The sequence below is a fragment of the Pseudomonas sp. P8_229 genome, assembly GCF_034008635.1.
GTDB lineage: Bacteria > Pseudomonadota > Gammaproteobacteria > Pseudomonadales > Pseudomonadaceae > Aquipseudomonas.
The window spans coordinates 5,268,650-5,292,258 of record NZ_CP125378.1 but is presented as its reverse complement, the minus strand read 5'-3'; the positions used below and the strand labels follow the sequence as shown (position 1 = coordinate 5,292,258).

Here is a 23,609-nt window from a genome sequence, read left to right as displayed (position 1 = left end):
CCCTATTGTCTTTATTAGTGGGTTTACCGGGATTTAGCTCTTGGTGGGAGCGGGCTTGCTCGCGAATGCAGTGTGTCAGTCCATACATCTGGCGACTGAACCTCCACATTCGCGAGCAAGCCCGCTCCCACAAGGTCTACTCCGTTTCAATCTTGAACTGCCCCTACTCTCGCTCAAGTTGACGTTAACGTAAAGGGTGATTGACAGCCATTCATCACAGGCTTACGTTAACGTAAAGGTGAGAGCCGAATGACTGCCCTCCCCGCCCTACAAAAAAGCCAAAAGGTGACCCATGAGCTATCCATCCCTGAACTTCGCCCTCGGTGAAACCATCGACATGCTGCGCGATCAGGTTCAGTCCTTTGTCGCCAAAGAGGTCGCTCCGCGCGCCGCGCAGATCGACAGCGACAACCTGTTCCCGGCCGACATGTGGCGCAAGTTTGGCGACATGGGCCTGCTCGGCATCACCGTCCCGGAAGAGTACGGCGGCGCGGGCCTGGGTTACCTGGCGCACGTGGTGGCGATGGAAGAAATCAGCCGTGGTTCGGCCTCGGTGGCACTGTCCTACGGCGCGCATTCCAACCTCTGCGTCAACCAGATCAACCGCAACGGCAACCACGAACAGAAAACCAAATACCTGCCGAAACTGATCAGCGGCGAACACGTCGGCGCCCTCGCCATGAGCGAGCCAAACGCCGGTTCCGACGTGGTTTCGATGAAACTGCGCGCCGACAAACGCGGCGATCGTTTCGTCCTCAATGGCAGCAAAACCTGGATCACCAATGGCCCCGACGCCAACACCTACGTGATCTACGCCAAAACCGACCTGGAAAAGGGCCCGCACGGCATCACCGCGTTCATCGTCGAGCGCGACTGGAAAGGCTTCAGCCGCAGCAACAAGTTCGACAAGCTCGGCATGCGCGGCTCCAACACCTGCGAGCTGTTCTTCGATGACGTCGAAGTGCCGGAAGAAAACATCCTCGGCGTACTCAACGGCGGCGTGAAAGTGCTGATGAGCGGCCTCGATTACGAGCGTGTGGTTCTCTCGGGTGGCCCGACCGGGATCATGCAGTCGTGCATGGATCTGATCGTGCCGTACATCCACGACCGCAAACAGTTCGGCCAGAGCATCGGCGAATTCCAGCTGATCCAGGGCAAAGTCGCTGACATGTACACCCAGCTCAACGCCAGCCGCGCCTATCTGTACGCGGTGGCCCAGGCTTGCGAGCGCGGCGAAACCACCCGTAAAGACGCCGCCGGGGTGATCCTTTACACCGCCGAGCGCGCCACGCAAATGGCCCTCGACGCGATCCAGATTCTGGGCGGCAATGGTTACATCAACGAATTCCCGGCCGGGCGTCTGCTGCGTGACGCCAAGCTGTACGAAATCGGTGCCGGCACCAGTGAGATCCGCCGCATGCTGATCGGCCGCGAACTGTTCAACGAAACGAAATGAATTTCGTCAGCTGCGAACTGCAAGTTTCAAGCTGCGAGGGAACAGCTTTAGCTTGCCGCTCATAGCTGCTTACGGAGTAAGCCATGATCCTGCATACCCAGCTCAATCCCCGTTCAGCAGAGTTCGCCGCCAACAGCGCGGCGATGCTCGAACAGGTCGACGCCCTGCACACCCTGCTCGCCCAAGTGGCGCAGGGTGGCGGCGCGAAAGCCCAGGAACGTCACACCTCGCGGGGCAAACTGCTGCCGCGTGAGCGGATCAATCGTCTGCTCGACCCCGGATCCCCCTTCCTGGAAATCAGCCAGCTCGCCGCGCACGCGGTGTATGGCGAAGACGTACCAGCAGCAGGCGTGATCGCCGGGATCGGCCGGGTCGAAGGCGTCGAGTGCATGATCGTCGCCAACGACGCGACGGTGAAGGGCGGCTCGTACTACCCGCTGACCGTGAAAAAACACCTGCGCGCGCAGACTATCGCCCAGCAGAACCGTCTGCCGTGCATTTATCTGGTGGACTCGGGCGGCGCCAACCTGCCGCGTCAGGACGAGGTGTTCCCGGATCGCGAACACTTCGGCCGGATCTTTTTCAACCAGGCCAATATGAGTGCCATGGGCATCCCGCAGATCGCCGTGGTCATGGGCTCGTGCACCGCTGGCGGCGCGTATGTGCCGGCGATGGCGGACGAAGCGATCATGGTGCGCAACCAAGCGACGATCTTCCTCGCCGGCCCACCGCTGGTGAAAGCTGCGACCGGTGAAGTGGTGAGCGCTGAAGACCTCGGCGGTGCCGATGTGCACTGCAAGATTTCCGGGGTGGCCGACCATTACGCAGAGAGCGACGAACACGCCCTCGCCCTCGCCCGCCGCAGCGTTGCCAACCTCAACTGGCGCAAGCTCGGCGAGGTGCAACAACGCACGCCGATTGCGCCGCTGTACGCCAGCGATGAGTTGTATGGGGTGGTCTCGGCCGACGCCAAGCAGCCGTTCGACGTGCGCGAAGTGATTGCGCGGCTGGTCGACGGCTCGGTGTTCGATGAATTCAAGGCGCTGTTCGGCACCACGCTGGTCTGTGGTTTTGCCCACCTGCACGGCTACCCGATCGCGATCCTCGCCAACAACGGCATCCTCTTCGCCGAAGCCGCGCAGAAAGGTGCGCACTTTATCGAACTGGCCTGCCAGCGCGGTATCCCGCTGCTGTTTTTGCAGAACATCACCGGCTTCATGGTTGGGCAGAAATACGAGGCCGGCGGCATCGCCAAGCACGGCGCAAAACTGGTGACGGCGGTGGCCTGCGCCAAGGTGCCGAAATTCACCGTGATCATCGGCGGCAGCTTCGGCGCCGGTAACTACGGCATGTGCGGGCGGGCTTACGATCCGCGCTTCCTGTGGATGTGGCCGAATGCGCGCATCGGCGTGATGGGTGCCGAGCAGGCCGCCGGCGTGCTGGTGCAAGTCAAGCGTGAACAGGCTGAACGCAGCGGCCAGGCCTTCAGCGCCGAGCAGGAAGCCGAGATCAAGCAACCGATCCTCGACCAGTACGAAGAGCAGGGTCACCCCTACTACTCCAGCGCACGACTGTGGGACGACGGCGTCATCGACCCGGCGCAGACCCGCGATGTGCTGGCCCTGGCCTTGTCCGCGTCGTTGAACGCGCCTATCGAACCGAGCCGCTTCGGCGTGTTCCGGATGTGATCAGGAGAATCTCATGAGTGATTTCAACACCCTCGAACTGCAGAGCGACCCACGGGGTTTCGCGACGCTGTGGCTCAACCGCGCCGAAAAGAACAACGCGTTCAACGCCGAGATGATCCGCGAGCTGATCCTCGCTCTCGACAAGGTGGCCAGTGACGCCAGCCTGCGTTTTCTGCTGGTGCGCGGCCGCGGCAAACACTTCAGCGCCGGCGCCGACCTGGCATGGATGCAGCAATCGGCCGAGCTCGACTACCACACCAATCTCGACGACGCCCGCGAACTGGCGGAGCTGATGTACAACCTCGCCAAGCTGAAAATCCCGACCCTGGCCGTGGTGCAAGGCGCGGCGTTTGGCGGCGCGCTGGGCCTGATCAGTTGCTGCGACATGGCGATTGGCGCCGATGACGCGCAATTCTGCCTGTCGGAAGTGCGCATCGGTCTGGCACCAGCGGTGATCAGTCCGTTCGTGGTGCAGGCCATTGGCGAACGCGCCGCCCGTCGTTACGCGCTGACCGCCGAACGCTTCGGTGGGCAGCGGGCGCGGGAGATCGGTTTGCTGTCCGAGAGCTACCCGGCCGCCGAGCTTGATCAAGCCGTCGAGCAATGGATCGATAACTTGCAGCTCAACAGCCCCGCCGCGATGCGCGCCAGCAAAGACCTGCTGCGCGAAGTCGGCAACGGTGCGCTGACTCCGGCCCTGCGCCGCTACACCGAAAACGCCATCGCCCGCATCCGCGTCAGCCCTGAAGGCCAGGAAGGCTTGCGCGCCTTCCTGCAAAAACGTGCACCCAGCTGGCAAGCCGCAACCACCACCAAGGAGCCGCGTTGATGAACGCACCTGTTCTCACCACCCTGCTGGTGGCCAACCGTGGCGAAATCGCGTGCCGGGTCATGCGTACCGCCAAGGCGCTGGGCCTGACCACCGTTGCCGTGCACAGCGCCACCGACCGCGAAGCACGGCACAGCCGGGAAGCGGATATCCGTGTCGACCTGGGCGGCAGCAAAGCCGCCGACAGCTATCTGCAAATCGACAAACTGATCGCGGCGGCCAAGGCCAGCGGCGCGCAGGCGATTCACCCAGGTTATGGCTTTCTGTCGGAGAACGCCGGTTTCGCTCGTGCTATTGAACAGGCAGGACTGATTTTCCTCGGCCCGCCCGCTTCGGCCATCGACGCCATGGGCAGCAAGTCTGCGGCCAAGGCCTTGATGGAAACCGCTGGCGTGCCGCTGGTGCCGGGCTACCACGGCGAAGCGCAGGATCTGGAAACCTTCCGCGATGCCTGTGAACGCATTGGCTATCCGGTGCTGCTCAAGGCCACTGCCGGTGGCGGCGGCAAGGGCATGAAAGTGGTCGAGGACGTCAGCCAGTTGGCCGAAGCCCTGGCCTCGGCCCAGCGTGAGGCGCAGTCGTCGTTCGGCGATTCGCGGATGCTGGTGGAGAAATACCTGCTCAAACCACGTCACGTGGAAATCCAGGTGTTCGCCGACCAGCACGGCAACTGCCTGTACCTCAACGAGCGTGACTGCTCGATCCAGCGCCGCCATCAGAAAGTCGTCGAAGAAGCCCCGGCGCCAGGTCTGACCCCGCAGCTGCGCCGCGCCATGGGCGAAGCGGCGGTGCGTTCGGCACAGGCGATCGGTTACGTCGGCGCCGGCACCGTGGAGTTCCTGCTCGATGCGCGGGGTGAGTTTTTCTTCATGGAAATGAACACGCGCCTGCAAGTTGAGCACCCGGTCACAGAAGCAATCACCGGCCTCGATCTGGTGGCGTGGCAGATTCGTGTAGCGCGCGGTGAAGCGTTGCCGATCACCCAGGATCAGGTGCCGCTCAATGGCCATGCGATTGAAGTGCGGCTGTATGCCGAAGACCCATCGAATGACTTCCTGCCCGCGACCGGGCGTCTGGAACTGTATCGTGAATCGGCTGCTGGCCTGGGACGACGGGTCGATAGCGGGGTTGAAGAAGGCGATGAGATTTCGCCGTTCTACGACCCAATGCTCGGCAAGCTGATTGCCTGGGGCGAGGATCGTGAACAGGCACGCCTGCGACTGTTGAGCATGCTCGATGAGTTCGCGATTGGCGGTTTGAAGACCAACATCAACTTCCTGCGGCGGATCATCGCGCATCCGGCCTTTGCCGCGGCGGAGCTGGATACCGGGTTTATTCCGCGCCATCAGGAACAGCTGTTGCCGGCGCCGGGTGAGCTCAGCGATGAGTTCTGGCAGACCGCCGCGCAGGCGTTCGCGCAGAGTCTGTCGGGCGCAGTACGGGCCGACGATCCGGGTTCGCCATGGGCGCTGAACAATGGTTTGCGCGCAGGTCTGCCGACGGAAATCACCTTGCACTTGAGCTGCGAAGGTCAGGATCGGGCGTTGACCTTGAGCACTGCTGGCAACGCCAAACTGTCGAGCGAAGCACTGGTGGTCGAGCACGACGGTGTGCGCCGTACCTTGCGTGCCATTCGCCAGGGCGATGGGTTGTACCTGCAATGGGACGGTGAACTGCGCCGCATCGAAACCTACGACCCGATCAGCGCCGTCGACGCCAGCCACAGCCATCAGGGTGGACTGACTGCACCAATGAACGGCAGCATCGTGCGAGTGTTGGTGGAGGCCGGGCAAGCGGTCGAGGCCGGTGCGCAACTGGTGGTGCTGGAGGCGATGAAGATGGAGCACAGCATCCGTGCGCCCCATGCGGGAGTGATCAAGGCGCTGTATTGCCAGGAAGGCGAAATGGTTGGCGAAGGCAGCGCCTTGGTTGAACTGGAAGCGGTGTAAATGAGCAGATCGATCCTACGCCCGGCGAGGATCGATCTGACTAGTAACGCGCCGTTGCCTGAACCACGACACCGATGATTCGACACTCGTCGGTGAACAGGGCTTTCGGCCAGGTCGGATTGAGCGGTACCAGGTAACGCTGGCCGCCCTCTTCGTCCAGTTTGCGGAAGATCGCTTCTTCGCTGTCCTGCCACTGGGCGATCACCAGTTTGCCGGGTACCGCTTCCACCTCCGGATCCACCAGGATCAGCATGCCTTCGGCAATGCTCTGGCCGGTGGGTGCGGTCATCGAGTCCCCCGCCACCGTGAGCCAGAACGCCGCACCACGGGCATGATAATCCGTCAGTTCGAAGCGCGGCTTGTCCTGCGTCGGGGTATAGGCCGTGGCTGCACTTTCGCGTGTTTCGCACGAGGTGCGCCAGTCGCTGACCGGGTAGCGAAAGTACGGGTTGTACTTCTGCGCCAGTGGCATTTCGTCATCCGCCGCTTCCTGCGGTTCACGGATCACCAGCACCACTTCGAGGAACTCCATCCCCAGCGCCTGCAACACGCGGTTCATTTGGGTGATGCCCGGTTCGCGACGCTTGTTCAGCCAATGGCCGATGCCGCCCTGGGACATGCCGACGCGCTCTCCGAGCTCTGTTTGAGTGATTTTGAGTTCACTCATCTTGGCCTTGACCAACTCAATCCATTTATCCATGTGGGGCACCTTACGTGGACGCCTTCGGCCAGCAAAACACATATTGTAGTATTTAAATTCTGGTCACAACTACGTACCGTACTATTCTGAAAGCACGGATTTTCAATCGAACAAGGAGTGACCTTTCACCATGAATATCAGCAGCAAAGACTTGCCCGATCTGCAAATGGACACCACGTTCACCTCTCCTCAAGGCAACGCGGCAGCGCAGCGAGCACTGGATTATTACTTGAAACCAGCTGTGTCAGAACCCGAAGTCGAAGAGCGTTTTTTCGATGTAAAACGTCATCTCAGTGGCGAAGAAGCCCTGGTGCATGCCTCCGATCTACTGCGCTGTGCAGCGGCCACCGCGTTCAAGGCAGCTGAAAACCTGCAAGGCGCAAGCCGCGACCTGGCCTTTTCGGTTGTGCATATGGTGGATATGGCGCGGGCGATGGTCGACCATTCAATTGATGGCGAGCAGCTCTGACGAACACGGCAAACAGACGGACAAGAAAGAATTTCCCCATCGCGCAGATAAAAACATTTGACTTGCAAATGATAATGATTATTATTGCAAGCAGCTGATCGCGAGATCAGTCGATGGACCAGAGACCTTAGGTCGGTCTTCTGGACTATCTCCTCATCAGGCTAATCACGGTTTTTGACCCGGCTTTTTGCCGGGTCTTTTTTTTGCCCGTTTTCGGGCTTATGGCTTCAGGCTAATGAAGTCTTTGGGCGTTGCAAATTCGATGGCGCGGATAATATCAAAAGAATATCGCTTGGCAAGCGAAGCCCGGCCACATTGAGGAAAACTGATGACAATTAGCACTTGAGAATCAATCGCACAGTCTCTAAGCTGCTTGCGCGTCATGGAGGACGCCCCCCACCGCAACCCGCAATTTCCCTCGGTTTCACCCCTGTCTTGCGTGTAAAGTAGCCGCCATAAAAATCATATTCAGGAAGCGATTATGACCGTGGCCAAATCTTCGTTCGACATCAGCGCCAACTTCGACAGCGGCAACATTCAAGTCATCGACATCTCCAATCCGCTCAATCCGGTTCTGGCTATTCGCCCGGATACCCGCAGCGCGCATTTTCAGTGGTTCCACTTCAAGGCCAGCGGCCTGCATGTTCATCAGGAGCACTGGTTTCGCTTGGTCAACGCCAGCCAATCTTCCTATAACAAGGCGTGGACCGGCTATCAGGCAGTCGCTTCCTACGACCACGTCAACTGGTTCCGCATTCCCACCAGTTTTGAGGGCGACAGCCTGCGCTTTTGCCTCGAAGCCGAGCAGACCCACGCCTGGTTCGCCTACTTCGAACCCTACAGCCGTGGTCGTCATGACTGGCTGATCGAGCAGGCGCTGACCAAGGCCGGCACTGAACTCCTGGCCACTGGCAAGAGCGTCGAAGGGCGTGACATTCAGTTGCTGCGCAAGGGCAGCGGCGCCGAAGGCCAGCGCAAAGTCTGGATCATCGCGCAACAGCACCCGGGCGAGCACATGGCCGAATGGTTCATGGAGGGCGTGATCGAGCGTCTGGAGCGCCACGAAGACCCGGTCTTGAACAAACTGCTCGCCAGCGCCGACCTGTTCCTGGTGCCGAACATGAACCCAGACGGTGCCTTCCACGGCCACCTGCGCACCAACGCCATGGGCCAGGACCTGAACCGTGCCTGGCAGAGCGCCAGTCAGGACGTCAGCCCCGAGGTACTTTTCGTACAGCAGCAGATGGAAAAGTACGGCGTCGATCTGTTCCTCGACGTACACGGTGACGAAGAAATCCCCCACGTGTTCACCGCCGGTTGCGAAGGCAACCCGGGGTACACGTCGCGTATCGAGAAGCTCGAAGAGCATTTCCGCACGCACCTCAAGCACACCACCAAAGACTTCCAGACCAAATACGGCTACACCCGCGACGAACCGGGCCAGGCCAACATGACTCTGGCCTGCAACAGCGTCGGCGAGAAATACGACTGCCTGTCGCTGACCCTGGAAATGCCGTTCAAGGACCACGATGACGCGCCGAACCCGCTCACCGGCTGGTCGGGCAAACGCTCCAAACAGTTGGGCAAGGACGTACTGACCACCATCGCCGACATGGTCGATACCCTGCGCTGATCCCTACCCCGCCACACCCAAAAGATCGCAGCGTTGTCTGCGATCTTTTTTTTGCCCAATCAAATGCCTCGCCCAATCAGGTTGCAAAATAAAACCACAGTGCTTACCGTAACTCTGGTTTTAATATGAAACCCAAAAAAGGAATCAGGGCATGCAACCTCAACCCCTCAAAAGCAGCGTGGTGCTGCTGTTCGCCGTCGCCTGTGGACTGGCCGTGGGCAATGTGTATTACGCGCAGCCGCTGCTGGATGCCATGGCCGAAGCATTTGCCATGTCGCCGGCGACCATCGGCATCGTCATCACCTTGACGCAGTTCGGCTACGGCATCGGTCTGGTGTTGCTGGTGCCACTCGGCGACCTGCTCAACCGACGGCGGCTGATCGTCACCCAGACCCTGCTCTCGGCAGCGGCCCTGCTACTGATCGCGCTGGCGCCCAACAGCGCGTGGTTACTGCTCGGCATGACCCTGACCGGTTTGCTCGCGGTGGTGACGCAAGTGCTGGTGGCCTACGCCGCGACACTGGCCGTCCCGGCACAACGCGGCCGGGTGGTCGGGGTCGTCACCAGCGGCATCGTCGTCGGTATCTTGCTCGCGCGCACCGTTGCCGGGGCCATGGCTGACCTGGCCGGATGGCAGGCGATTTACATGCTGTCGGCGGGGCTGACACTGCTGATGGCGCTGCTGCTGTTGCGCGTCCTGCCCAAGGGTGAGTCCGCGCAGCCGGCCAGCAGTTACAGCGCGCTGATCGCTTCGGTGTTCCGCCTGTTCAGACAAGAACCGGTGCTGCGACAACGGGCGATACTCGCCCTGCTGACCTTCGCCAGCGCCATGGTCCTGTGGACGCCGATGGTGCTGCCGCTGGCCGCGCCACCGCTGTCGTTGTCTCACAGTGAAATCGGTCTGTTCGGACTGGCTGGAGCCGCCGGTGCGCTGGCGGCGGCGCGTGCCGGACACCTGGCCGACCGGGGTCTTGGCCAATGGGTCAGTGGGCTTTCGTTATTGCTGATGCTGGCTTCGTGGCTCCCGATCGCCCTCACCCAGTCGTCGCTGTGGGCGCTGTTGCTCGGCGTGATCACCCTCGATCTGGGCTTGCAGGCCGTGCACGTCACCAGCCAGAGCATGATCTACAGCGTGCGCCCCGAAGCACAAAGCCGCCTCACCGCCGGCTACATGCTGTTCTATTCGATCGGTAGCGCAGTGGGTTCGCTCATTTCGACGGCGATGTACGCGTGGGCCGGCTGGACCGGTGTGTGCCTGCTCGGCGCCGGTATCAATGCGCTGGCGCTGGGTTACTGGTGGCTGACCCTGAAAAGTGGCGCACCGCAGCAGTGCGCCACCCAGGCAGGCTAGTCGCGATCCCGACCGCGCAGCATGCTGTCGAGCACCTCGTCGCGGCGCACCCAACCATGGAACAGCGCCGCCGCCAGGTGCAGCAGCACGGTCAGGAACAGCAGATACGCCAGATAGCCATGCGTCTTGCGCAGCACGGCGAACAGTTGTGCATCGGCCGGCAGGATCGACGGCAGCTGCAACGTAGTGCTGAGCATCACCGGCTCGCCCGACGCACTGATCATCGCCCAGCCGAGCACCGGCAGCACCAGCATCAACGCGTACAACAACACGTGCGAAGCCTTGGCCGCCATCACCTGCCAGCCCGGAAGATCCGCAGGCAGCGGCGGCTGTCGGGTGGAAAACCGCACCAACAGGCGCACGACCACCAGCAGCAGAATCGCGATGCCCAGCGGTTTGTGCAGGTGAATCAGCCATTCATGCCGCTGCGAAACGGAAGTGACCATGCCGGCGCCAATGAACAACATGGCAATGACCATCAGCGCCATCAGCCAGTGCAGCAGCCGCGCCAACAGCGCGAAATGAGTCGGTTGCGTGCTCATGGGCGAGCCTCCTGCTTGGCGGCGGGCAATTGGCTGACTTCACTGGTACGGCGCAGGTAGGAATCGGCGTAACCGGCAGAACGCGCAGCAAGCAATGGGTCGTCGGAACCTTCGATACCGGCCGGCAGCACCAGCGGATCGTAGTTGATGTCACGGCATTCGCCGCTGAGTTGCGGCTGAGTCTTCTCCAACACCAGCGTGCCGGCATTCAACACCTTGCGCCCCTCGGGCCAGGTCTTGCTGGCGTCGTTCACCGGATCACCGGGGTTGGCCAGGGTGATGTTCAACTGCCAGCGCAACGGCCCTTCGGCCAGACGCTGCACCAGATCCTTCTCGAGAAAGTCCGCACCCTCCGGCGCCGTGGCTCCGGCGGCATCACGCGCCAGTGGCGTAACGCTCCAGCGCACGGCCTGCTTCTGGCCACTGGCGTTGACCAGATAGAACGCATTCACGCTATTGTAGGTTTCGGTGGCATAGCTGGCCGACGGTTTGGCGGTCTTCACCCAGGTCAGGAACGGCACCGCCTCCGGATGCGCGGCGAAGAACGCCGGGACTTTCGACGGATCCGGCTTGCCCGTGGCCGGGTCCGGCGACTGCGCCTGCTGCAACTGATAGAACGCCTCGGGCGTGCCGACCGGAAACACCGGCATGCTGTTCATTCCGGTGCGCCATTGCTGACCGTTGGCCTGGGTGAAACGCAATGCCAGACTGCGGATCGGCACGCTGTTGTCCGGTGCGTAGGGATTACCCGCCGGTAGTGCGAAACGCCCGACCACCGGAGTCTGCGCCTCGTTGAACACCTGCGCGGAAGAGAACGCCCGCGCCTCGCCGCTGCTCTCGAAATGCCCGATCACGCACACGCCCTTGCCGTGGTTGCGACGAAACCCGGGATGCACGCCGTTGTTTTTCTCCAGCACGTCAACCAACGCCTTGGGCGTCAGACGTTGTGGGTCAAAGTTACCGTGCACGTAGGCAAACGCCCCGGCGACAGCGGCAACCACCACGGCAATCGCCGTCAGGCGCAACACTGCGCTCGCGGCGCTCAAGGGCGGACGCGGTGGCCTGCCCGGCGGTGAAGTGCGATCAACCATGAATAACTCCAGGGCCATCGGCCACAAGTAGGAAGAATCAGCAAGACGCACCCCAGCGGGATTTATTCCATGACCCGGTATTTATTTTTCCGAACGTGGAATAACCTCCAGCGGCGGACGTCTTCCTAGTCCACAGCGTAGTGACTAGCAGAATTTCATGAGCGAATTCGACGAACAGTTGAAAGAAATCATTCCCAGATTGCGCCGCTTTGCCGTGTCACTGACCCGCAACAGCAGCAGCGCCGACGATCTGGTGCAGGCCAGCCTTGAGCGGGCCCTGTCCGGCTGGGGTGGCAAACGCGCCGAGGGCGACGTGCGCGCGTGGCTGTTCGCGATCCTCTATCGGCAATTTCTCGATGCCCACCGGCGCTCGCGTCGTTATGCACGAATGCTCGAATTCTTCACCGGTCGCGACGACGCCGAACCCTCAACCGAGCGTACCGTGATCGCTCAATCGACCCTGCAAGCCTTCGATCGCCTGCCCACCGAGCAGCGTGCCCTGCTGTTGATGGTCTCGGTGGAAGGCCTGAGCTACCAGGAAGTCGCCGACATCCTCGACGTCCCCACCGGCACCGTGATGTCGCGCCTGTCCCGCGCCCGCCAGGCGTTGCGCCAACTGAGCGACGGCGAAATCAGCAGCCCTTCTTTGCGGATACTCAAATGATCAGCATGCCCCCCAGCGAGCGCGACCTGCACGCTTACGTCGACCACCAACTCAACGAGGCTGATCGGCGCGTGCTCGACACTTGGTTAGCCACCCACCCGGAAGCCGCTGCGCAGGTGCGCGCCTGGCAACAGGACGCCCAGCAATTGCGCGCTGCCCTCGGCAATGCATTGCAGCTACCGGCCAATCCGGAACTCGATCCGGCACTGATTCGCCAGCGCCTCAAGCGTCAGTCGCGGCGCCACCTGGCCAGCGCGGCGGTGTTGCTGATCGCGGTCGGCATCGGCGGCTTCAGCGGCTGGCAGGCACGGGAAATGACCCTGGTGCGCCCTTCCCTGTTACCGATGACCGACGCCCTGCAGGCCTATCGACTGATTGCCCAGCAAGGGATGTTGCCGGCGGACTACAAGGTCGACACTGACGGCGACATGCAGCGCTGGCTCGACCGTTATTTCACTCAGGCCAGTCGCTTGCCGGACCTGAAAGCCGCAGGGTTCGAACCGGTCAGCGGCCGCCTGCTCAGCACCGACGAAGGCCCGGCGGCGATGGTGATGTACGAGGATCGCAGCGGCCACAAGGTCAGCTTCTACGTGCGTCCACCGGGGCCGAAGAACACCTTCCTGCCACGCGGCAGCCGCAGCGATGGTGATCTGCAGGCCGATTACTGGTCCGGCGGCGGATACAACTATGCAATGGTCAGCCCGACTGACTCGCCGGCGGCAAAACAACTCAAGCAATCAATGCAATTCTGAGAGCTTCATAGATCCCCTGTAGGAGTGAGCCTGCTCGCGATAGTGGTGCACCAGTCAGATCAGATGTAACTGACAGAAAGCTATCGCGAGCAGGCTCACTCCTACAGGGACTGTGTGAATTCAGAACCCTACGTCGAGCACCACATTGTCCAGGTACGTCCCCGCCGGCGGCGTGGTCTGGTCGGTATAAATCTTCGCGTTGTAATTGAAGATCTGGCTCCCGGTGCCTAGCCCGTTCCCCGGATTGACCTCGGCATCCGTGCTGGCCCGACGCTCGCTGCCAACGCTGCCCCAACGGGTGGTGCCGGCACTTTTGAAGATGTCGTAGGCCAGATAATTGCTCCCGGAAATCATCCGCCGCCGGCCACCGACACCGACCGGGTTCTGCCCGTCGCTCAAACCCACGGTGTAGGCGCTGCCCTTGGTGCAGGCCAGATTGATTGTCTGCCCGGTCACCGGGGTAAAGGCGCTGATCACCGGCGCGCTGCCGAACGCGATGTTCGGCGCGGTAATCGTGCAGTCGTTGGACACGGTCAGATTCACCGTCAGCGTCGCCGTACCGCTATTGATGTCGCGCCCCAGGCAAACACTGCCGATACCGATCCCGGAGCAGTAATTCCAGTTCCAGAAAATGCTCAGGGTTTCCGTATAGACCCCGGCGGCGACGTTGCTGCCGATGGTCGTGCCCAGGTACAGCGGCACGGTTTTCGGGGTGGTGCCGTTGAGTAACCCCAGCGCGTCGATGATGCCGTTGCGGGCGAAATCGTAAGCTGTGCCGCGGGTCACCGGGTAACTGGTGCTGTTGTTGGCGTAGATCGTGTAACCGATGACGTCCCCGGTCGGCCCGAGCAACCCGCTCTGGGTCGAGGTGATGGTGGCGTAGAAATGGTCGTTGCTGGTCAGCAGTGACAGCAGCGACCCGGTGCAACTCAACCCGGCATTGAGCGTGGAACTCGACTGGGTGGTGGTGCGCACGGCAATCGAACTGATCGAGCCGAACGCCGCCGGCGTGGTGCCGGGCACCGAACACAAGGCCTGCGCCGCCCCCGGCAGCAGCAGCGCCAGGCACAGACAGATTCGGGCTGCGATCACTGGCACACCAACGGGCCGATCAGCGGCACCTGGCTCTGCTGCATGTCCACGCTGAACTGTGCCTTGCAGGTCTTGCCGCCCGCCAGTGTCACCTGCAACGCGTTCTGCGCCTGCAGGTTTTCCAGATACACCAGCCCATCCCAGCCGACCACCGTGCGCGTCCCACTCTGCTCATGCAGCACGCCCGCGCCCAACGGCAGTTCACGTTGCTGCGCATCCACCAGCACGATGCTCGCGGCGATCACCCGGGACAGTGGAAACTCCAGCAAATAACCACTGCCCCGGCGCACGGCGATGCGTTGTTCGACGTTGGGGCTGCGCACGTTGGCCGGCAGATTCAGTGGATCGATTTCGTATTTGCCGCGGTAGTAAGCGCTGCTCCACGGCACCAGCAGATGGCCGTTCTTGTCGGTCTGACCGACCTGCTGGTTTTCGTAGCGCACCGGAATATCGGCAAAGCCATCGGTGCTGACCACCACAAATGCATCGTCGATACGATTGGCGGCGAACACCTGCCGGTCCAACCACACCAGCGAGCCACTGGCGTCGGCCCAACGGGTTTCGGCGTCTGAGGTGCCGTAGACCCCGGCCTGCAATTGCACCGATTGCAGGCGCCAGGTCACGTCGGCCTGACGATAATCGGGACCGTCACCCTTGGCGTAACCCAGATTGAAACCGACGCCGCCCTCGGTCGGCACCGAGCGGCTGTAGTTGACCCGCTGCTGACTTTGCCCGGTCTTGCTGCGTTCACTGCTGATCGCCAGGCTGCCGCGCAAATCGAACGGAATCACCAGTTGCGCCTGCACCGCCCAGTTGCTGTCGCCGATCTCGCGGTTGGCCGACAGATAAAAACTGCTGTTGCGCCACAGTGACTTGCTCCAACTCAGGTTGAGCAGCCGCGTGCGCGAATCGTCCGCAGCACGCACGTCGAAATAGCCCGCACCGAGGCTGCCCCAGCGGTCGAGGTTGACGCTCAGGGTCGCCTGTTCGCTACGGCGGCTGAGGCTGACGTACGGAGTGTCGATCACGCTCAGGTCGGCGTACTGGTCGCGGCGTTGCAGGCGTTGATAGGCAAAGCTGTAGCGTTGGCTGCTGTATTGATAGCCAAGGCTCAACTGGTCGCCACCGTCACCTTCGAAACGGCTCTGACTGATGGCGCTGTTGAGCACGCCGAAATTGCCCAGGCGCAGGTTGCCGCCGATCCCGCCGAGGGTCAGCGAGTCCGCGGCTTCGGCATGGCTTTCCAGGGTAAAACTGTCACTGACGCCATACCGCAGGCTGCCGGAGGTGACGCCGGTGCCGTAGCTGAAATCCTTCAAACCGTAATCGCGGCGCAACGTACCGGCCGCCACGGAAAAATCGCTCAGGCCCTTTTGCAGCAAGCTGCTGGTGACATAGAACGGCACCGTGGTCGACACCTGCCGCCCCAGTGCATCGGTGGTCACCACCACCGCCTCTCCGGCGCCGTTGATGAACGGAATGTTGGTCAAGGTGTACGGGCCCGGTTGCAGATCGGCGCTGCTGGATTTGTAGCCGTTGATGAACAGATCCACCGACGACGGCACCGCCGCTTCACCGGCAAACTGCGGCAAGGGGTAGGTCACCAGGTCCGGGCGCACGGCAAAATCCCGCGAGAACTGCACGCCGCCCAGCCGCACCGAGTTGCTCCAGGGCAAGGCACCGCTGATCACGTCACCGCCCTCGTAAGTGAGCATTCGTTCGTCGTCGGAGTAACGCCAGGTGGTGTCGTAGCGCAAATAGCCGTTGTCCAGCGTACTGACCGAGTCACCAGACAAGGTGCGCCGGTACTGCCCGGTGTTGGACAGCGTGCCCCAGCTGTCGAACAGCCGCACCTCGTTCCAGGCCGCCAGATAGGTGCCGGCATCGGCGGTGTCGTTGAGGTACAGGTCATAGTTGAACAGCGCACCGAAACTGCTCAGTGCCGGGGTGCGCGGATAGTTCTGGCGATTGCCGATGAACTGGTCCGGCAGCCACTGCGGCGGCACCTCCAGCAGCAGGCGCTGACCGACGCTGTCGTATTCACTGTGCAACCCCGGCTGTCCGTCGAGGTCGACTTCGGCACCAGGATTGCCTGGCAGTTTCATCCCGGTTTCGGTCAATACGCTGACCGGCAGGAACAGATGCCCGTCGCGCTGCTGCACCGCCACCACCCGCCCGGTGTTCATCTGATTGACCACCAACTCCAGAAACAACTGAGCATCACTCACGGCCTCCATGCCGCTGGGAGGCGGCGGCAGTTCCCCGGCCCCGGATGGTTGAACGAACATCAGGCACCACGCGCCAGTCATGAGCCACAACGGACGCTGAATACGGCGAGCCCATCCCGGGCTCATACACGCTTTACGTCCGTCAATGGACTGAATCCTCCTGATGCCACCGCCCTCAATGGCAGGTTGCTACTCTCATTGTGGCGAGGGGATTTATCCCCGATGGGGCGCGCAGCGGCCCTGCTTTCCCCTGATGTACCCAGTTGCCCGCCATGACGACTGCTGCGCAGCCGATCGGGGCGGTGCGACTTTTCGCTAAATCCCCTCACCACAGGTAAACCTGCTCACCTCAAACCACTGACTCGATCACCGCCCCGGCGCAATGCTCTGCACCTGCGCCCCACCATTGACCCTCACCTGCAGCGCCGACTCGCCCGCCAGCGGTCCCGGCGCCGGCCAGCGCATCACCGCTCCCGGCAGCACGTAACCCAGCAGTCCCTCGGCCACTGGCTTGCTCTGTCCACCCTGTTTGATCACCACATCGGTCAGCCGCGCGTGCACCGCGCCCTGATTGCGCACTTCGACATACGGCCGACCCTCCACCGCCACCGTGCGCCAGCTCAGCTGCGGCAGACCAATACCCTTGGGATCACGCGGGCGAGTGGTGTCTTCCTTGCTCCACAACCCGGCACCGTAGGCAAATAACGGCACCGAATAACGCATCTGGAAGCGAATCGCTGCCGCCGTTTTGCCGCCCTCGGCAGCCGGTGGCTGAACGGCAGGGATTTCGTCGATGATGATCCGGTAAGCCAGTTCCTGCCCCGGCGGTACGTCCTTGGTTCGGGTCAGACGCACCAGCTGTTTCTGGCCCGGCTCGATCTTCGCTACCGGCGGGCTGCCGATCACGTCGCGCTGGTTCTGGTATTGCTCTTCAAAACCGCTCTGGCTCCAGCCGAACACGCGGATCTGCAAGTTGGCGGTTTCCGTGCCGCGGTTCTCCAGCCAGAGCGCACTCGCCTGTTGATCGGCTTCCAGCACCGGATCGATCGGCCAGATCAGCACCGAGCTGGCGGCCTGCACCTGACCGGCCCCGAGCATGACCAACGCCAACATCGCGTACTGCACAACCCAATGCCGTGACGTAACTGCCCCCATGAACCTGCTCCTTGTCGGCCATTCAAATGTCGCCTCACCACGACAGTTGCACCTGCAACACGTCGCTGTACGTCCCCCCAGGCTGATTGCCCGGCAACTGCACCTGACCGTAAATCGGCAGGCTGATATTGTTCGCATCGCTATAGGCCACCGCCACGCTCTGGCTGATGCCCAGGCTCTGGCTGTATGCCGCATCGCGAAACAGCGCGTAAGCCACCCGCGCACTGCCGCTGTTGAGCTGCATGTGGCGGCCGCTGCTGTTGTACTGGCCGCCATCGACGGTCATGTTCAACGTCACTCCCGGTGTGCATTGCAGTTGCACGCCACCCGTCAGTGCCACTTGCACCGTGCCGGTGGAAAGCGCCGAACTGGAACCGAAATTCAGCCCGCCGTAATTCGAGACCCCGCCCACCACCAGACACCCCGGTGTGATGGTGGCGCTGACCTGAAAACTCTGGCTGGTCGCCGCCCCCAGCGGCAGCGGCACACTGCCCGCACAGAGCAGGAGCAGCGCGGCGCAGCCCTGACAGCGCATGGCATCAGAACGTCAGTTCGACAGCGACAGTGTCGGTGTACGTCCCTGCCGGCAACCCGGCCTTGCCCACCGCCTGACCGTAGAGGTTCACCGTCTGCGCCACGCCGGTGCTGGTCGCCAGGTTGATCGTCCCGTCAATCGGCAGCAGTGTCGAATGCCCGGCATCGGTGTAGAAATCGTACGGAACGTAGTTGGCGACACCGTCGTACAGCGCACGAGCGCCACCCGGCGATTGCCCGTCGTGAGCGCCAGCGCGCACCTTGACCACCGGGGTCGTGCCACTGGAGCAGAGAATCGACAGCGCCCCGCCACCACCGCCCAATACCTGGCCGCTGGCGGTGGTGAACAGGCTGTTGGCGGTGCCGAAGTTCAACGCACCGAAGTTCAGCCCGGTGGAGCCGCCGGCACCGTTGACCTGACAGCTGCTGATCAAGGTCAGGCTGGCGGTGATCTGGCCGGTGACGGTGGTGGCGGCGTTGGCACTGGAAACCAGCGTCAGGCCGAGCAACGACAAACCAATCCTTGATGCAAACTTGCGCATGGTGTCCGTCCTCTACGGGGTTACCAGTCGAGCGTCACTGTCAGCGTGTCGGTATAGACACCTGCCGGTACCGCGCGGGTATTCGCCACCACCGAGCCAAATACCGGAATCGGTATCTGCGCACCGCTGGTGACAGCGAAATTGTGTTGTTGGCCGATGCTGTAGCGCTGGCTGCCCGAGGCATCCAGGAACAGTTGATAAGGCAGGGTCTGGCGCCCGTTGCTCAGGCGCCGCGTGGTGCCGTCACCGTGGGTGCCGCCGTCGATGCTGACGGTGAACCCGGTGACCGAAGGATTGCAGGCGACGTTCAGCTTGCCGCTGCTGTCGCCGTCGAGACTGGCCTTGATCGGCGCGTCCCAGGTCGGCCCCTGCTGACCGAAATCGAGGGTACCGAAATTGCTCACCGGGGTCGCGGGGGTGGCGCTGTTGGTGACTTCGCAGCCGGCAATCAGGATCAGCCGCGCATGTATCTGCCCACTGACCGCCGCCTGTGCGTCGTCAGCGAGCAACAGCAGCGTACCTGTGGCGATGACCATCCAGTGCTTGCCTGTCATTGCGCCCGTCCCTACTCCTTCAGGATGCCTGCGAACCTTGCGTTCAGCATTGAACGCCCCTTCCCTGTGCAACCCCCTCCAGCGGATTGCCTGAAACCCTGCACTCACCAGGTCACGGTGACTTTCAGCAGATCCGAATAAAGGCTGACCTGCGGCACCTGCGCCAGGCGCTCGATCCGCGCGTACAGCGGCAACTCCACTGTGCCGGTGTCCGGCACCCGACCGCTGACCGGCACATCCACCACCAGCGGCACCCGGCGCGCCGCGTCCTGATACAGGCGATACGGAATCGGTTGGCTCCCAGCCGCCCCCGCCATGTAGCGAACCTCACCGACGCCGCCGTGCAGGCCACCGTCGACACGCAACTGATACGGCGTGTCGGGATTGCACTCCAGGCGTGGCAAACGCTGGTTGGTCAGCGCCGCCCCCAATGGTCCGGCCGGATCATCGAGGCGCGCGGTGCTGCCGAAATCCAGTACGCCCAGTTGTTCGATGCCCGCCTCACGCTGCTGGCCGACCAGTTGGCAACCACGTTGCACGTCGACGCGGACTTCAACCTGAAGATCCGCCGCGTACACCGAGGCCCCGAGCAAGCCGAGCAGGCCCACCACCACGCGTGCAATCACTGTCCCATTCCTTGTGAGGGAACCCCTGGATGACGTTACTGTGTTTCAGGTTAGCAACGGTCGACGAATCCGCCAGTCGATTGGATCCATCGATCTGCCGGGATATGTTTCGAAAGATTGGCAACAAGGCGAATTACATCGCTGAAAATTGCTGTACGTTGCGCACAATGTTGTTCAGTTATCGCCCACTGTCGACGAGCCGCGATGGCCGGTTGCCGCAGCCTCTGGTTACACTACGTCGCCGCGCTCCCGGGAGCCGGTTTGATGAACACGGAGTGACCGCACTGTGCCCTCTCAAGCGCCCAAACGATCACCACTGACCCAACGCTGGTCGGCGTTGCGCCGCTGGCTCGCGAAAGGCCGGCCGGGCAACAGCGGGCATGACGCCAGTGGCCAGTCGATCCGTGATTACTTCCGGCACAAGGCCCATGGCCAGGGTTACACCCTCAGTCACAGCCAGCAGCGGGTGATCGACTGCATGGCGCAACAGGCCAGCCAGTTGTTCGGTGCCAGCGCGCAAACGCCACCGAGCCTGTACCTGCACGGCGCAGTCGGACGCGGCAAGAGCTGGCTGCTCGATGGCTTCTTCCAGGCGTTGCCGACCGCGCAGAAACAGCGCGTGCATTTTCATGAATTCTTTGCCCGGCTGCATCAGGGCATGTTCAACCATCGTCAACGCGACGACGCCCTCGCCGTCACCCTCGACGAGCTGCTGCACGATTGCCGGGTCCTGTGTTTCGACGAGTTTCATGTGCATGACATCGGCGATGCGATGCTCATCACCCGACTGTTCAAGGCCTTGTTCCAACGCGGCGTCCTGCTGCTGGTGACCTCCAACTATCCGCCGGAAGGCTTGCTGCCCAACCCGCTCTATCACGCTCGCTTCAAACCGGTGATCGATTTGATCAACGCGCGGATGCAAATCATGGAAGTCGGCGGCGCGCACGATTACCGCAGTCACGCGAGCAACCATGCGCATCAAGTATTCACTCAGGGCCACTATGTGTGGCCGGCCACGGCAATACAGCGCCAGACCCTGAACCTGCCGCCCGAGGGTGCCCCGGCCATTGCGCTTCCGGTGGGCACCCGACACGTTCAGGCGCGCCTGTGCGATGGCGGCCGGGTCGCGTTTACCTTCAACGACCTGTGCGAGCAACCGACAGCGGTGATGGATTATCTAGAGCTGTGCCGGCGTTTCGACCACTGGATCATCGACGACCTGCCGGAACTGGACGAATGCTCAATCGCCGCGCAACAGCGCTTCATCAACCTGATCGACGTGCTCTACGACCAGGACAAACACCTGACCCTGCTCGGCCGCTTGCCACTGCGTGAGGCCCTCGGCGGCAACGTCATCGACCTGGCCCGCACGCGCAGCCGTTTGGGGCAATTGCAGGAAATTCACTGACCCTAAAGATCCCTTTTTGTGGGAGCGGGCTTGCTCGCGAAAGCGCAGTGTCAGCGACGAGTTACTGACTGACAGGACGCCTTCGCGAGCAAGCCCGCTCCCACAGGGTTTACGGAGTTATCGAGGGTCAGATCAGTGCAAATCCAGCCATTGCCGTTATCATGTCGCCCATTCCGAGCGCCCGGCGCTTCTTTCCCTTGATAGTGAACATCCACATGCACACCCTTGCTCAATTGCGCGCCGGCGAGTTGTCGGGCATTACCCGGCTTGACCTGTCTTGCGGCCTGACCGAGTTCCCCCGGGAAATTTTCGAGCTGGCCGATACGCTGGAGGTGCTCAACCTCAGCGGCAATGCCTTGAGCAGCCTGCCGGACGACCTGCATCGGCTGACGAAGATGCGCATTCTGTTCTGCTCGGACAACCGCTTCACCGAAGTGCCGGTCTGCGTCGGTCAATGTGTGGCACTGACGATGGTCGCCTTCAAGGCCAACCGCATCCGTCACGTGCCGGGCGCAGCCCTTCCGCCGCTGTTGCGCTGGTTGATCCTGACCGACAACTGCATCGAAACCTTGCCGAACGAACTGGGCGAGCGCCCGTACCTGCAAAAATTGCTGCTGGCCGGCAATCGCCTGCAAACGCTGCCAGCGTCGATGAGCCAATGTCATCGTCTGGAACTGATCCGCATCGCCGCCAACCGCCTGCGCGAACTACCGCAGTGGCTGCTGACCCTGCCGAGCCTGACCTGGCTGGCGTATGCCGGCAATCCGCTGGAAACCGAAGCCGACGCCGCCGCGCTGGAGGCCACGCCGCTGATCGACTGGTCGGCGCTGCGTCTGGAACAACGCCTGGGCGAAGGCGCTTCCGGGGTAATTTCCCGGGCGCTGTGGCAACGTACCGAGCACTCGCAAGTCCCGGTCGCGGTGAAGCTGTACAAAGGCGAGATGACCAGCGACGGTTCGCCGTTGCATGAGATGAACGCCTGCATCACCGCCGGCCTGCACCCGAACCTGATCCGCGTCGAGGGCCGCATTCAGGGTCATCCTGACGGGCAACAGGGCTTGGTCATGCAACTGATCGACCCGAGTTTCCGCAACCTGGCGGCATTGCCGAGCCTGGCCAGTTGCTCGCGGGATGTTTACCGCGAGGATTGCCGGTTCAGTGCCGAGGTCGCGTTGAACATTGCCCAAGGCATCGCTTCGGCGGCCGAACACCTGCATCAACAGGGCATCACCCACGGCGATCTCTACGGGCACAACATTCTGTTGAACGAACACGGCGATTGCCTGCTGGGGGATTTTGGCGCGGCGTCGTTCCATGCCACCACCGACAATCTGGAAACACAGGCGCTGCAACGCATCGAAGTGCGGGCGTTCGCGATTCTGCTCGGCGAATTGCTGGCGCGCATCGACTCGGGGTTGAGTGTCGAACGGCGCAAGGTACTGGAGAATCTGGAACGGCGTTGCTGCCAGGCGGATGTGCTGGCGCGGCCGGGGTTCAGCGAAGTGATTGAGGTGCTGGCGCTGCTGTGACCGCTGCGCACGCTCCCACACTGGATCTGTGGCGTTCACAAATCCCCTGTGGGAGCGAGCCTGCTCGCGAAGGCGGTATCAGTGACTCAGCCGATCAACCTGCCAGACCGACAAACATGTCCTGCACGTCATCATGGTTGTCGAGGCCTTCGAGGAACGCTTCGACTTCAGCCATCTGCTCGTCGCTCAGGCCGCTGACCGGGTTCTTCGGCTGGTAGCCGAGTTTGGCCGACAGCACGGTGAAACCTTGCTCGGGCAGGGCTTTCTGCACGGCGTCGAGGTCGGTCGGATCGGTCAGGAACAGGGTCGCGCCCTCTTCAGCCGGCTCGAAGTCCTGGGCACCAGCCTCGATCGCGGCCATTTCCGGATCGGCGTCCGGGGTGTCCGGCGACGCTTCGATCATGCCGACGTGGTTGAAGTCCCAGGCCACCGAACCGGAAGCCCCCAGTTGACCCTTGCGGAACGCCACGCGGATTTCCGCAACGGTGCGGTTGATATTGTCGGTGACGCACTCGACGATCAACGGCACCTGATGCGGCGCGAAACCTTCGTAAGTCACGCGGTGGTACTGCACGGTTTCGCCCAGCAGACCGGCGCCTTTCTTGATGGCGCGGTCCAGGGTTTCCTTGGGCATCGAGGCTTTCTTGGCCTGTTCGACCACCAGACGCAGGTGTGCGTTGGTGGCGGTATCGGCACCGTTGCGGGCAGCGATGGTGATTTCTTTCACCAGTTTGCCGAAGATCTTGCCCTTGGCGTTGGCTGCCGCTTCTTTGTGTTTAACCTTCCACTGTGCGCCCATTACTCACTCTCTTGATCT

General features: G+C 62.1%; 23 protein-coding genes. 11 read left to right on the top strand and 12 right to left on the bottom strand.

Annotated features, from left to right (window positions below; translation table 11 throughout):
- Positions 1–292: 292 nt before the first annotated feature.
- The 4 genes from QMK55_RS23820 to QMK55_RS23805 all read left to right on the top strand — a co-directional run bounded on the left by QMK55_RS23820 (position 293) and on the right by QMK55_RS23805 (position 5,922).
- On the top strand, positions 293–1,456 hold the full coding sequence (locus QMK55_RS23820) for an isovaleryl-CoA dehydrogenase (RefSeq protein ID WP_102356887.1): 1,164 nt from the start codon (positions 293–295) through the stop codon (positions 1,454–1,456).
- An 83-nt stretch (positions 1,457–1,539) separates the two neighbouring features.
- Positions 1,540–3,144: a carboxyl transferase domain-containing protein gene (locus tag QMK55_RS23815; RefSeq protein ID WP_102356886.1), complete on the top strand. Its 1,605-nt coding sequence runs from the start codon at positions 1,540–1,542 to the stop codon at positions 3,142–3,144.
- A 13-nt stretch (positions 3,145–3,157) separates the two neighbouring features.
- Positions 3,158–3,973, top strand: a complete 816-nt coding sequence (locus QMK55_RS23810; RefSeq protein WP_102356885.1) for a gamma-carboxygeranoyl-CoA hydratase — start codon at positions 3,158–3,160, stop codon at positions 3,971–3,973.
- The gene (locus QMK55_RS23805; RefSeq protein WP_102356884.1) at positions 3,973–5,922 is read left to right on the top strand and encodes an acetyl/propionyl/methylcrotonyl-CoA carboxylase subunit alpha; all 1,950 of its coding nucleotides are present in this window, start codon (positions 3,973–3,975) and stop codon (positions 5,920–5,922) included. Before QMK55_RS23810 ends, QMK55_RS23805 begins: the two co-directional genes overlap by 1 nt.
- 40 nt (positions 5,923–5,962) lie before the next feature.
- Here the strand turns inward: QMK55_RS23805 and QMK55_RS23800 are convergent, their stop codons facing one another.
- Positions 5,963–6,622 (bottom strand): LexA family protein, encoded by a 660-nt coding sequence (locus QMK55_RS23800; RefSeq protein ID WP_102356883.1) that lies wholly within the window; start codon positions 6,620–6,622, stop codon positions 5,963–5,965.
- Between the two features lie 130 nt (positions 6,623–6,752).
- Between QMK55_RS23800 and QMK55_RS23795 the strand changes: the two genes are divergently transcribed.
- Positions 6,753–7,091 (top strand): DUF6124 family protein, encoded by a 339-nt coding sequence (locus QMK55_RS23795; RefSeq protein ID WP_025108948.1) that lies wholly within the window; start codon positions 6,753–6,755, stop codon positions 7,089–7,091.
- 219 nt (positions 7,092–7,310) lie between these two features.
- Here the strand turns inward: QMK55_RS23795 and QMK55_RS23790 are convergent, their stop codons facing one another.
- Positions 7,311–7,475: a hypothetical protein gene (locus QMK55_RS23790; RefSeq protein WP_158242601.1), complete on the bottom strand. Its 165-nt coding sequence runs from the start codon at positions 7,473–7,475 to the stop codon at positions 7,311–7,313.
- 97 nt (positions 7,476–7,572) lie between these two features.
- Between QMK55_RS23790 and QMK55_RS23785 the strand changes: the two genes are divergently transcribed.
- Together QMK55_RS23785 and QMK55_RS23780 are read left to right on the top strand one after the other, a co-directional pair.
- Positions 7,573–8,724: a M14-type cytosolic carboxypeptidase gene (locus QMK55_RS23785; protein WP_320330076.1), complete on the top strand. Its 1,152-nt coding sequence runs from the start codon at positions 7,573–7,575 to the stop codon at positions 8,722–8,724.
- A gap of 151 nt (positions 8,725–8,875) precedes the next feature.
- Positions 8,876–10,075, top strand: a complete 1,200-nt coding sequence (locus tag QMK55_RS23780) for an MFS transporter (RefSeq protein WP_102356881.1) — start codon at positions 8,876–8,878, stop codon at positions 10,073–10,075.
- Here the strand turns inward: QMK55_RS23780 and QMK55_RS23775 are convergent.
- Positions 10,072–10,617: a cytochrome b gene (locus QMK55_RS23775; RefSeq protein ID WP_102356880.1), complete on the bottom strand. Its 546-nt coding sequence runs from the start codon at positions 10,615–10,617 to the stop codon at positions 10,072–10,074. The two genes, QMK55_RS23780 and QMK55_RS23775, sit on opposite strands and share 4 nt — an antisense overlap.
- A complete protein-coding gene (locus QMK55_RS23770) occupies positions 10,614–11,708 on the bottom strand; it encodes a catalase family peroxidase (RefSeq protein WP_320330075.1) in 1,095 nt (364 codons plus the stop codon). Before QMK55_RS23770 ends, QMK55_RS23775 begins: the two co-directional genes overlap by 4 nt.
- A gap of 157 nt (positions 11,709–11,865) precedes the next feature.
- On the opposite strand from QMK55_RS23770, the gene QMK55_RS23765 reads away from it, so the two are divergent.
- Together QMK55_RS23765 and QMK55_RS23760 are read left to right on the top strand one after the other, a co-directional pair.
- Positions 11,866–12,372, top strand: coding sequence for an RNA polymerase sigma factor (locus tag QMK55_RS23765; protein WP_102356878.1), 507 nt, complete (start codon positions 11,866–11,868; stop codon positions 12,370–12,372).
- Positions 12,369–13,124, top strand: coding sequence for an anti-sigma factor family protein (locus QMK55_RS23760; protein WP_102356877.1), 756 nt, complete (start codon positions 12,369–12,371; stop codon positions 13,122–13,124). Before QMK55_RS23765 ends, QMK55_RS23760 begins: the two co-directional genes overlap by 4 nt.
- A gap of 120 nt (positions 13,125–13,244) precedes the next feature.
- On the opposite strand, the gene QMK55_RS23755 is transcribed toward QMK55_RS23760, so the two are convergent.
- The 7 genes from QMK55_RS23755 to QMK55_RS23725 form a co-directional block, all read right to left on the bottom strand.
- Entirely contained in the window at positions 13,245–14,216 is a 972-nt protein-coding gene (locus QMK55_RS23755) for a spore coat protein U domain-containing protein (RefSeq protein ID WP_102356876.1), read from the bottom strand.
- Positions 14,213–16,570: a fimbria/pilus outer membrane usher protein gene (locus QMK55_RS23750; protein WP_320330074.1), complete on the bottom strand. Its 2,358-nt coding sequence runs from the start codon at positions 16,568–16,570 to the stop codon at positions 14,213–14,215. Before QMK55_RS23750 ends, QMK55_RS23755 begins: the two co-directional genes overlap by 4 nt.
- Before the next feature lie 240 nt (positions 16,571–16,810).
- Positions 16,811–17,599 (bottom strand): molecular chaperone, encoded by a 789-nt coding sequence (locus QMK55_RS23745; RefSeq protein WP_102356874.1) that lies wholly within the window; start codon positions 17,597–17,599, stop codon positions 16,811–16,813.
- Between the two features lie 34 nt (positions 17,600–17,633).
- Entirely contained in the window at positions 17,634–18,134 is a 501-nt protein-coding gene (locus QMK55_RS23740; protein WP_102356873.1) for a spore coat U domain-containing protein, read from the bottom strand.
- Between the two features lie 4 nt (positions 18,135–18,138).
- A complete protein-coding gene (locus QMK55_RS23735; protein WP_102356872.1) occupies positions 18,139–18,675 on the bottom strand; it encodes a spore coat U domain-containing protein in 537 nt (178 codons plus the stop codon).
- A gap of 20 nt (positions 18,676–18,695) precedes the next feature.
- Positions 18,696–19,229 carry a spore coat U domain-containing protein gene (locus QMK55_RS23730; RefSeq protein ID WP_102356871.1) on the bottom strand — a complete coding sequence of 178 codons (534 nt, stop codon included), beginning with the start codon at positions 19,227–19,229 and terminating at the stop codon, positions 18,696–18,698.
- 104 nt (positions 19,230–19,333) lie between these two features.
- A complete protein-coding gene (locus QMK55_RS23725) occupies positions 19,334–19,855 on the bottom strand; it encodes a spore coat U domain-containing protein (protein WP_320330073.1) in 522 nt (173 codons plus the stop codon).
- Between the two features lie 286 nt (positions 19,856–20,141).
- Here QMK55_RS23725 and zapE point away from each other — a divergent pair, with 286 nt between their 5' ends.
- Both zapE and QMK55_RS23715 read left to right on the top strand, forming a co-directional pair.
- Positions 20,142–21,263: a cell division protein ZapE gene (gene zapE / locus QMK55_RS23720; RefSeq protein ID WP_102356869.1), complete on the top strand. Its 1,122-nt coding sequence runs from the start codon at positions 20,142–20,144 to the stop codon at positions 21,261–21,263.
- A 215-nt stretch (positions 21,264–21,478) separates the two neighbouring features.
- Positions 21,479–22,792 carry a leucine-rich repeat-containing protein kinase family protein gene (locus QMK55_RS23715; RefSeq protein ID WP_102356868.1) on the top strand — a complete coding sequence of 438 codons (1,314 nt, stop codon included), beginning with the start codon at positions 21,479–21,481 and terminating at the stop codon, positions 22,790–22,792.
- Positions 22,793–22,886: 94 nt separating this feature from the next.
- Here QMK55_RS23715 and QMK55_RS23710 read toward each other — a convergent pair whose 3' ends face one another.
- Positions 22,887–23,591, bottom strand: a complete 705-nt coding sequence (locus QMK55_RS23710) for a YebC/PmpR family DNA-binding transcriptional regulator (RefSeq protein ID WP_102356867.1) — start codon at positions 23,589–23,591, stop codon at positions 22,887–22,889.
- Positions 23,592–23,609: the final 18 nt, after the last annotated feature.

What these genes read in the sequence shown, in the direction of transcription:
- QMK55_RS23775 (WP_102356880.1), bottom strand. Translation starts at nt 10,617, where the DNA reads ATGAGCACGCAACCGACTCATTTCGCGCTGTTGGCGCGGCTGCTGCAC.
- QMK55_RS23790 (WP_158242601.1), bottom strand. Translation starts at nt 7,475, where the DNA reads ATGACGCGCAAGCAGCTTAGAGACTGTGCGATTGATTCTCAAGTGCTA.
- QMK55_RS23810 (WP_102356885.1), top strand. Translation starts at nt 3,158, where the DNA reads ATGAGTGATTTCAACACCCTCGAACTGCAGAGCGACCCACGGGGTTTC.
- QMK55_RS23710 (WP_102356867.1), bottom strand. Translation starts at nt 23,591, where the DNA reads ATGGGCGCACAGTGGAAGGTTAAACACAAAGAAGCGGCAGCCAACGCC.
- QMK55_RS23765 (WP_102356878.1), top strand. Translation starts at nt 11,866, where the DNA reads ATGAGCGAATTCGACGAACAGTTGAAAGAAATCATTCCCAGATTGCGC.
- QMK55_RS23800 (WP_102356883.1), bottom strand. Translation starts at nt 6,622, where the DNA reads ATGGATAAATGGATTGAGTTGGTCAAGGCCAAGATGAGTGAACTCAAA.
- QMK55_RS23745 (WP_102356874.1), bottom strand. Translation starts at nt 17,599, where the DNA reads ATGGGGGCAGTTACGTCACGGCATTGGGTTGTGCAGTACGCGATGTTG.
- QMK55_RS23795 (WP_025108948.1), top strand. Translation starts at nt 6,753, where the DNA reads ATGAATATCAGCAGCAAAGACTTGCCCGATCTGCAAATGGACACCACG.
- QMK55_RS23730 (WP_102356871.1), bottom strand. Translation starts at nt 19,229, where the DNA reads ATGACAGGCAAGCACTGGATGGTCATCGCCACAGGTACGCTGCTGTTG.
- QMK55_RS23815 (WP_102356886.1), top strand. Translation starts at nt 1,540, where the DNA reads ATGATCCTGCATACCCAGCTCAATCCCCGTTCAGCAGAGTTCGCCGCC.
- QMK55_RS23760 (WP_102356877.1), top strand. Translation starts at nt 12,369, where the DNA reads ATGATCAGCATGCCCCCCAGCGAGCGCGACCTGCACGCTTACGTCGAC.
- QMK55_RS23770 (WP_320330075.1), bottom strand. Translation starts at nt 11,708, where the DNA reads ATGGTTGATCGCACTTCACCGCCGGGCAGGCCACCGCGTCCGCCCTTG.
- QMK55_RS23740 (WP_102356873.1), bottom strand. Translation starts at nt 18,134, where the DNA reads ATGCGCTGTCAGGGCTGCGCCGCGCTGCTCCTGCTCTGTGCGGGCAGT.
- QMK55_RS23750 (WP_320330074.1), bottom strand. Translation starts at nt 16,570, where the DNA reads ATGAGCCCGGGATGGGCTCGCCGTATTCAGCGTCCGTTGTGGCTCATG.
- QMK55_RS23820 (WP_102356887.1), top strand. Translation starts at nt 293, where the DNA reads ATGAGCTATCCATCCCTGAACTTCGCCCTCGGTGAAACCATCGACATG.
- QMK55_RS23785 (WP_320330076.1), top strand. Translation starts at nt 7,573, where the DNA reads ATGACCGTGGCCAAATCTTCGTTCGACATCAGCGCCAACTTCGACAGC.
- QMK55_RS23805 (WP_102356884.1), top strand. Translation starts at nt 3,973, where the DNA reads ATGAACGCACCTGTTCTCACCACCCTGCTGGTGGCCAACCGTGGCGAA.
- QMK55_RS23715 (WP_102356868.1), top strand. Translation starts at nt 21,479, where the DNA reads ATGCACACCCTTGCTCAATTGCGCGCCGGCGAGTTGTCGGGCATTACC.
- QMK55_RS23735 (WP_102356872.1), bottom strand. Translation starts at nt 18,675, where the DNA reads ATGCGCAAGTTTGCATCAAGGATTGGTTTGTCGTTGCTCGGCCTGACG.
- QMK55_RS23780 (WP_102356881.1), top strand. Translation starts at nt 8,876, where the DNA reads ATGCAACCTCAACCCCTCAAAAGCAGCGTGGTGCTGCTGTTCGCCGTC.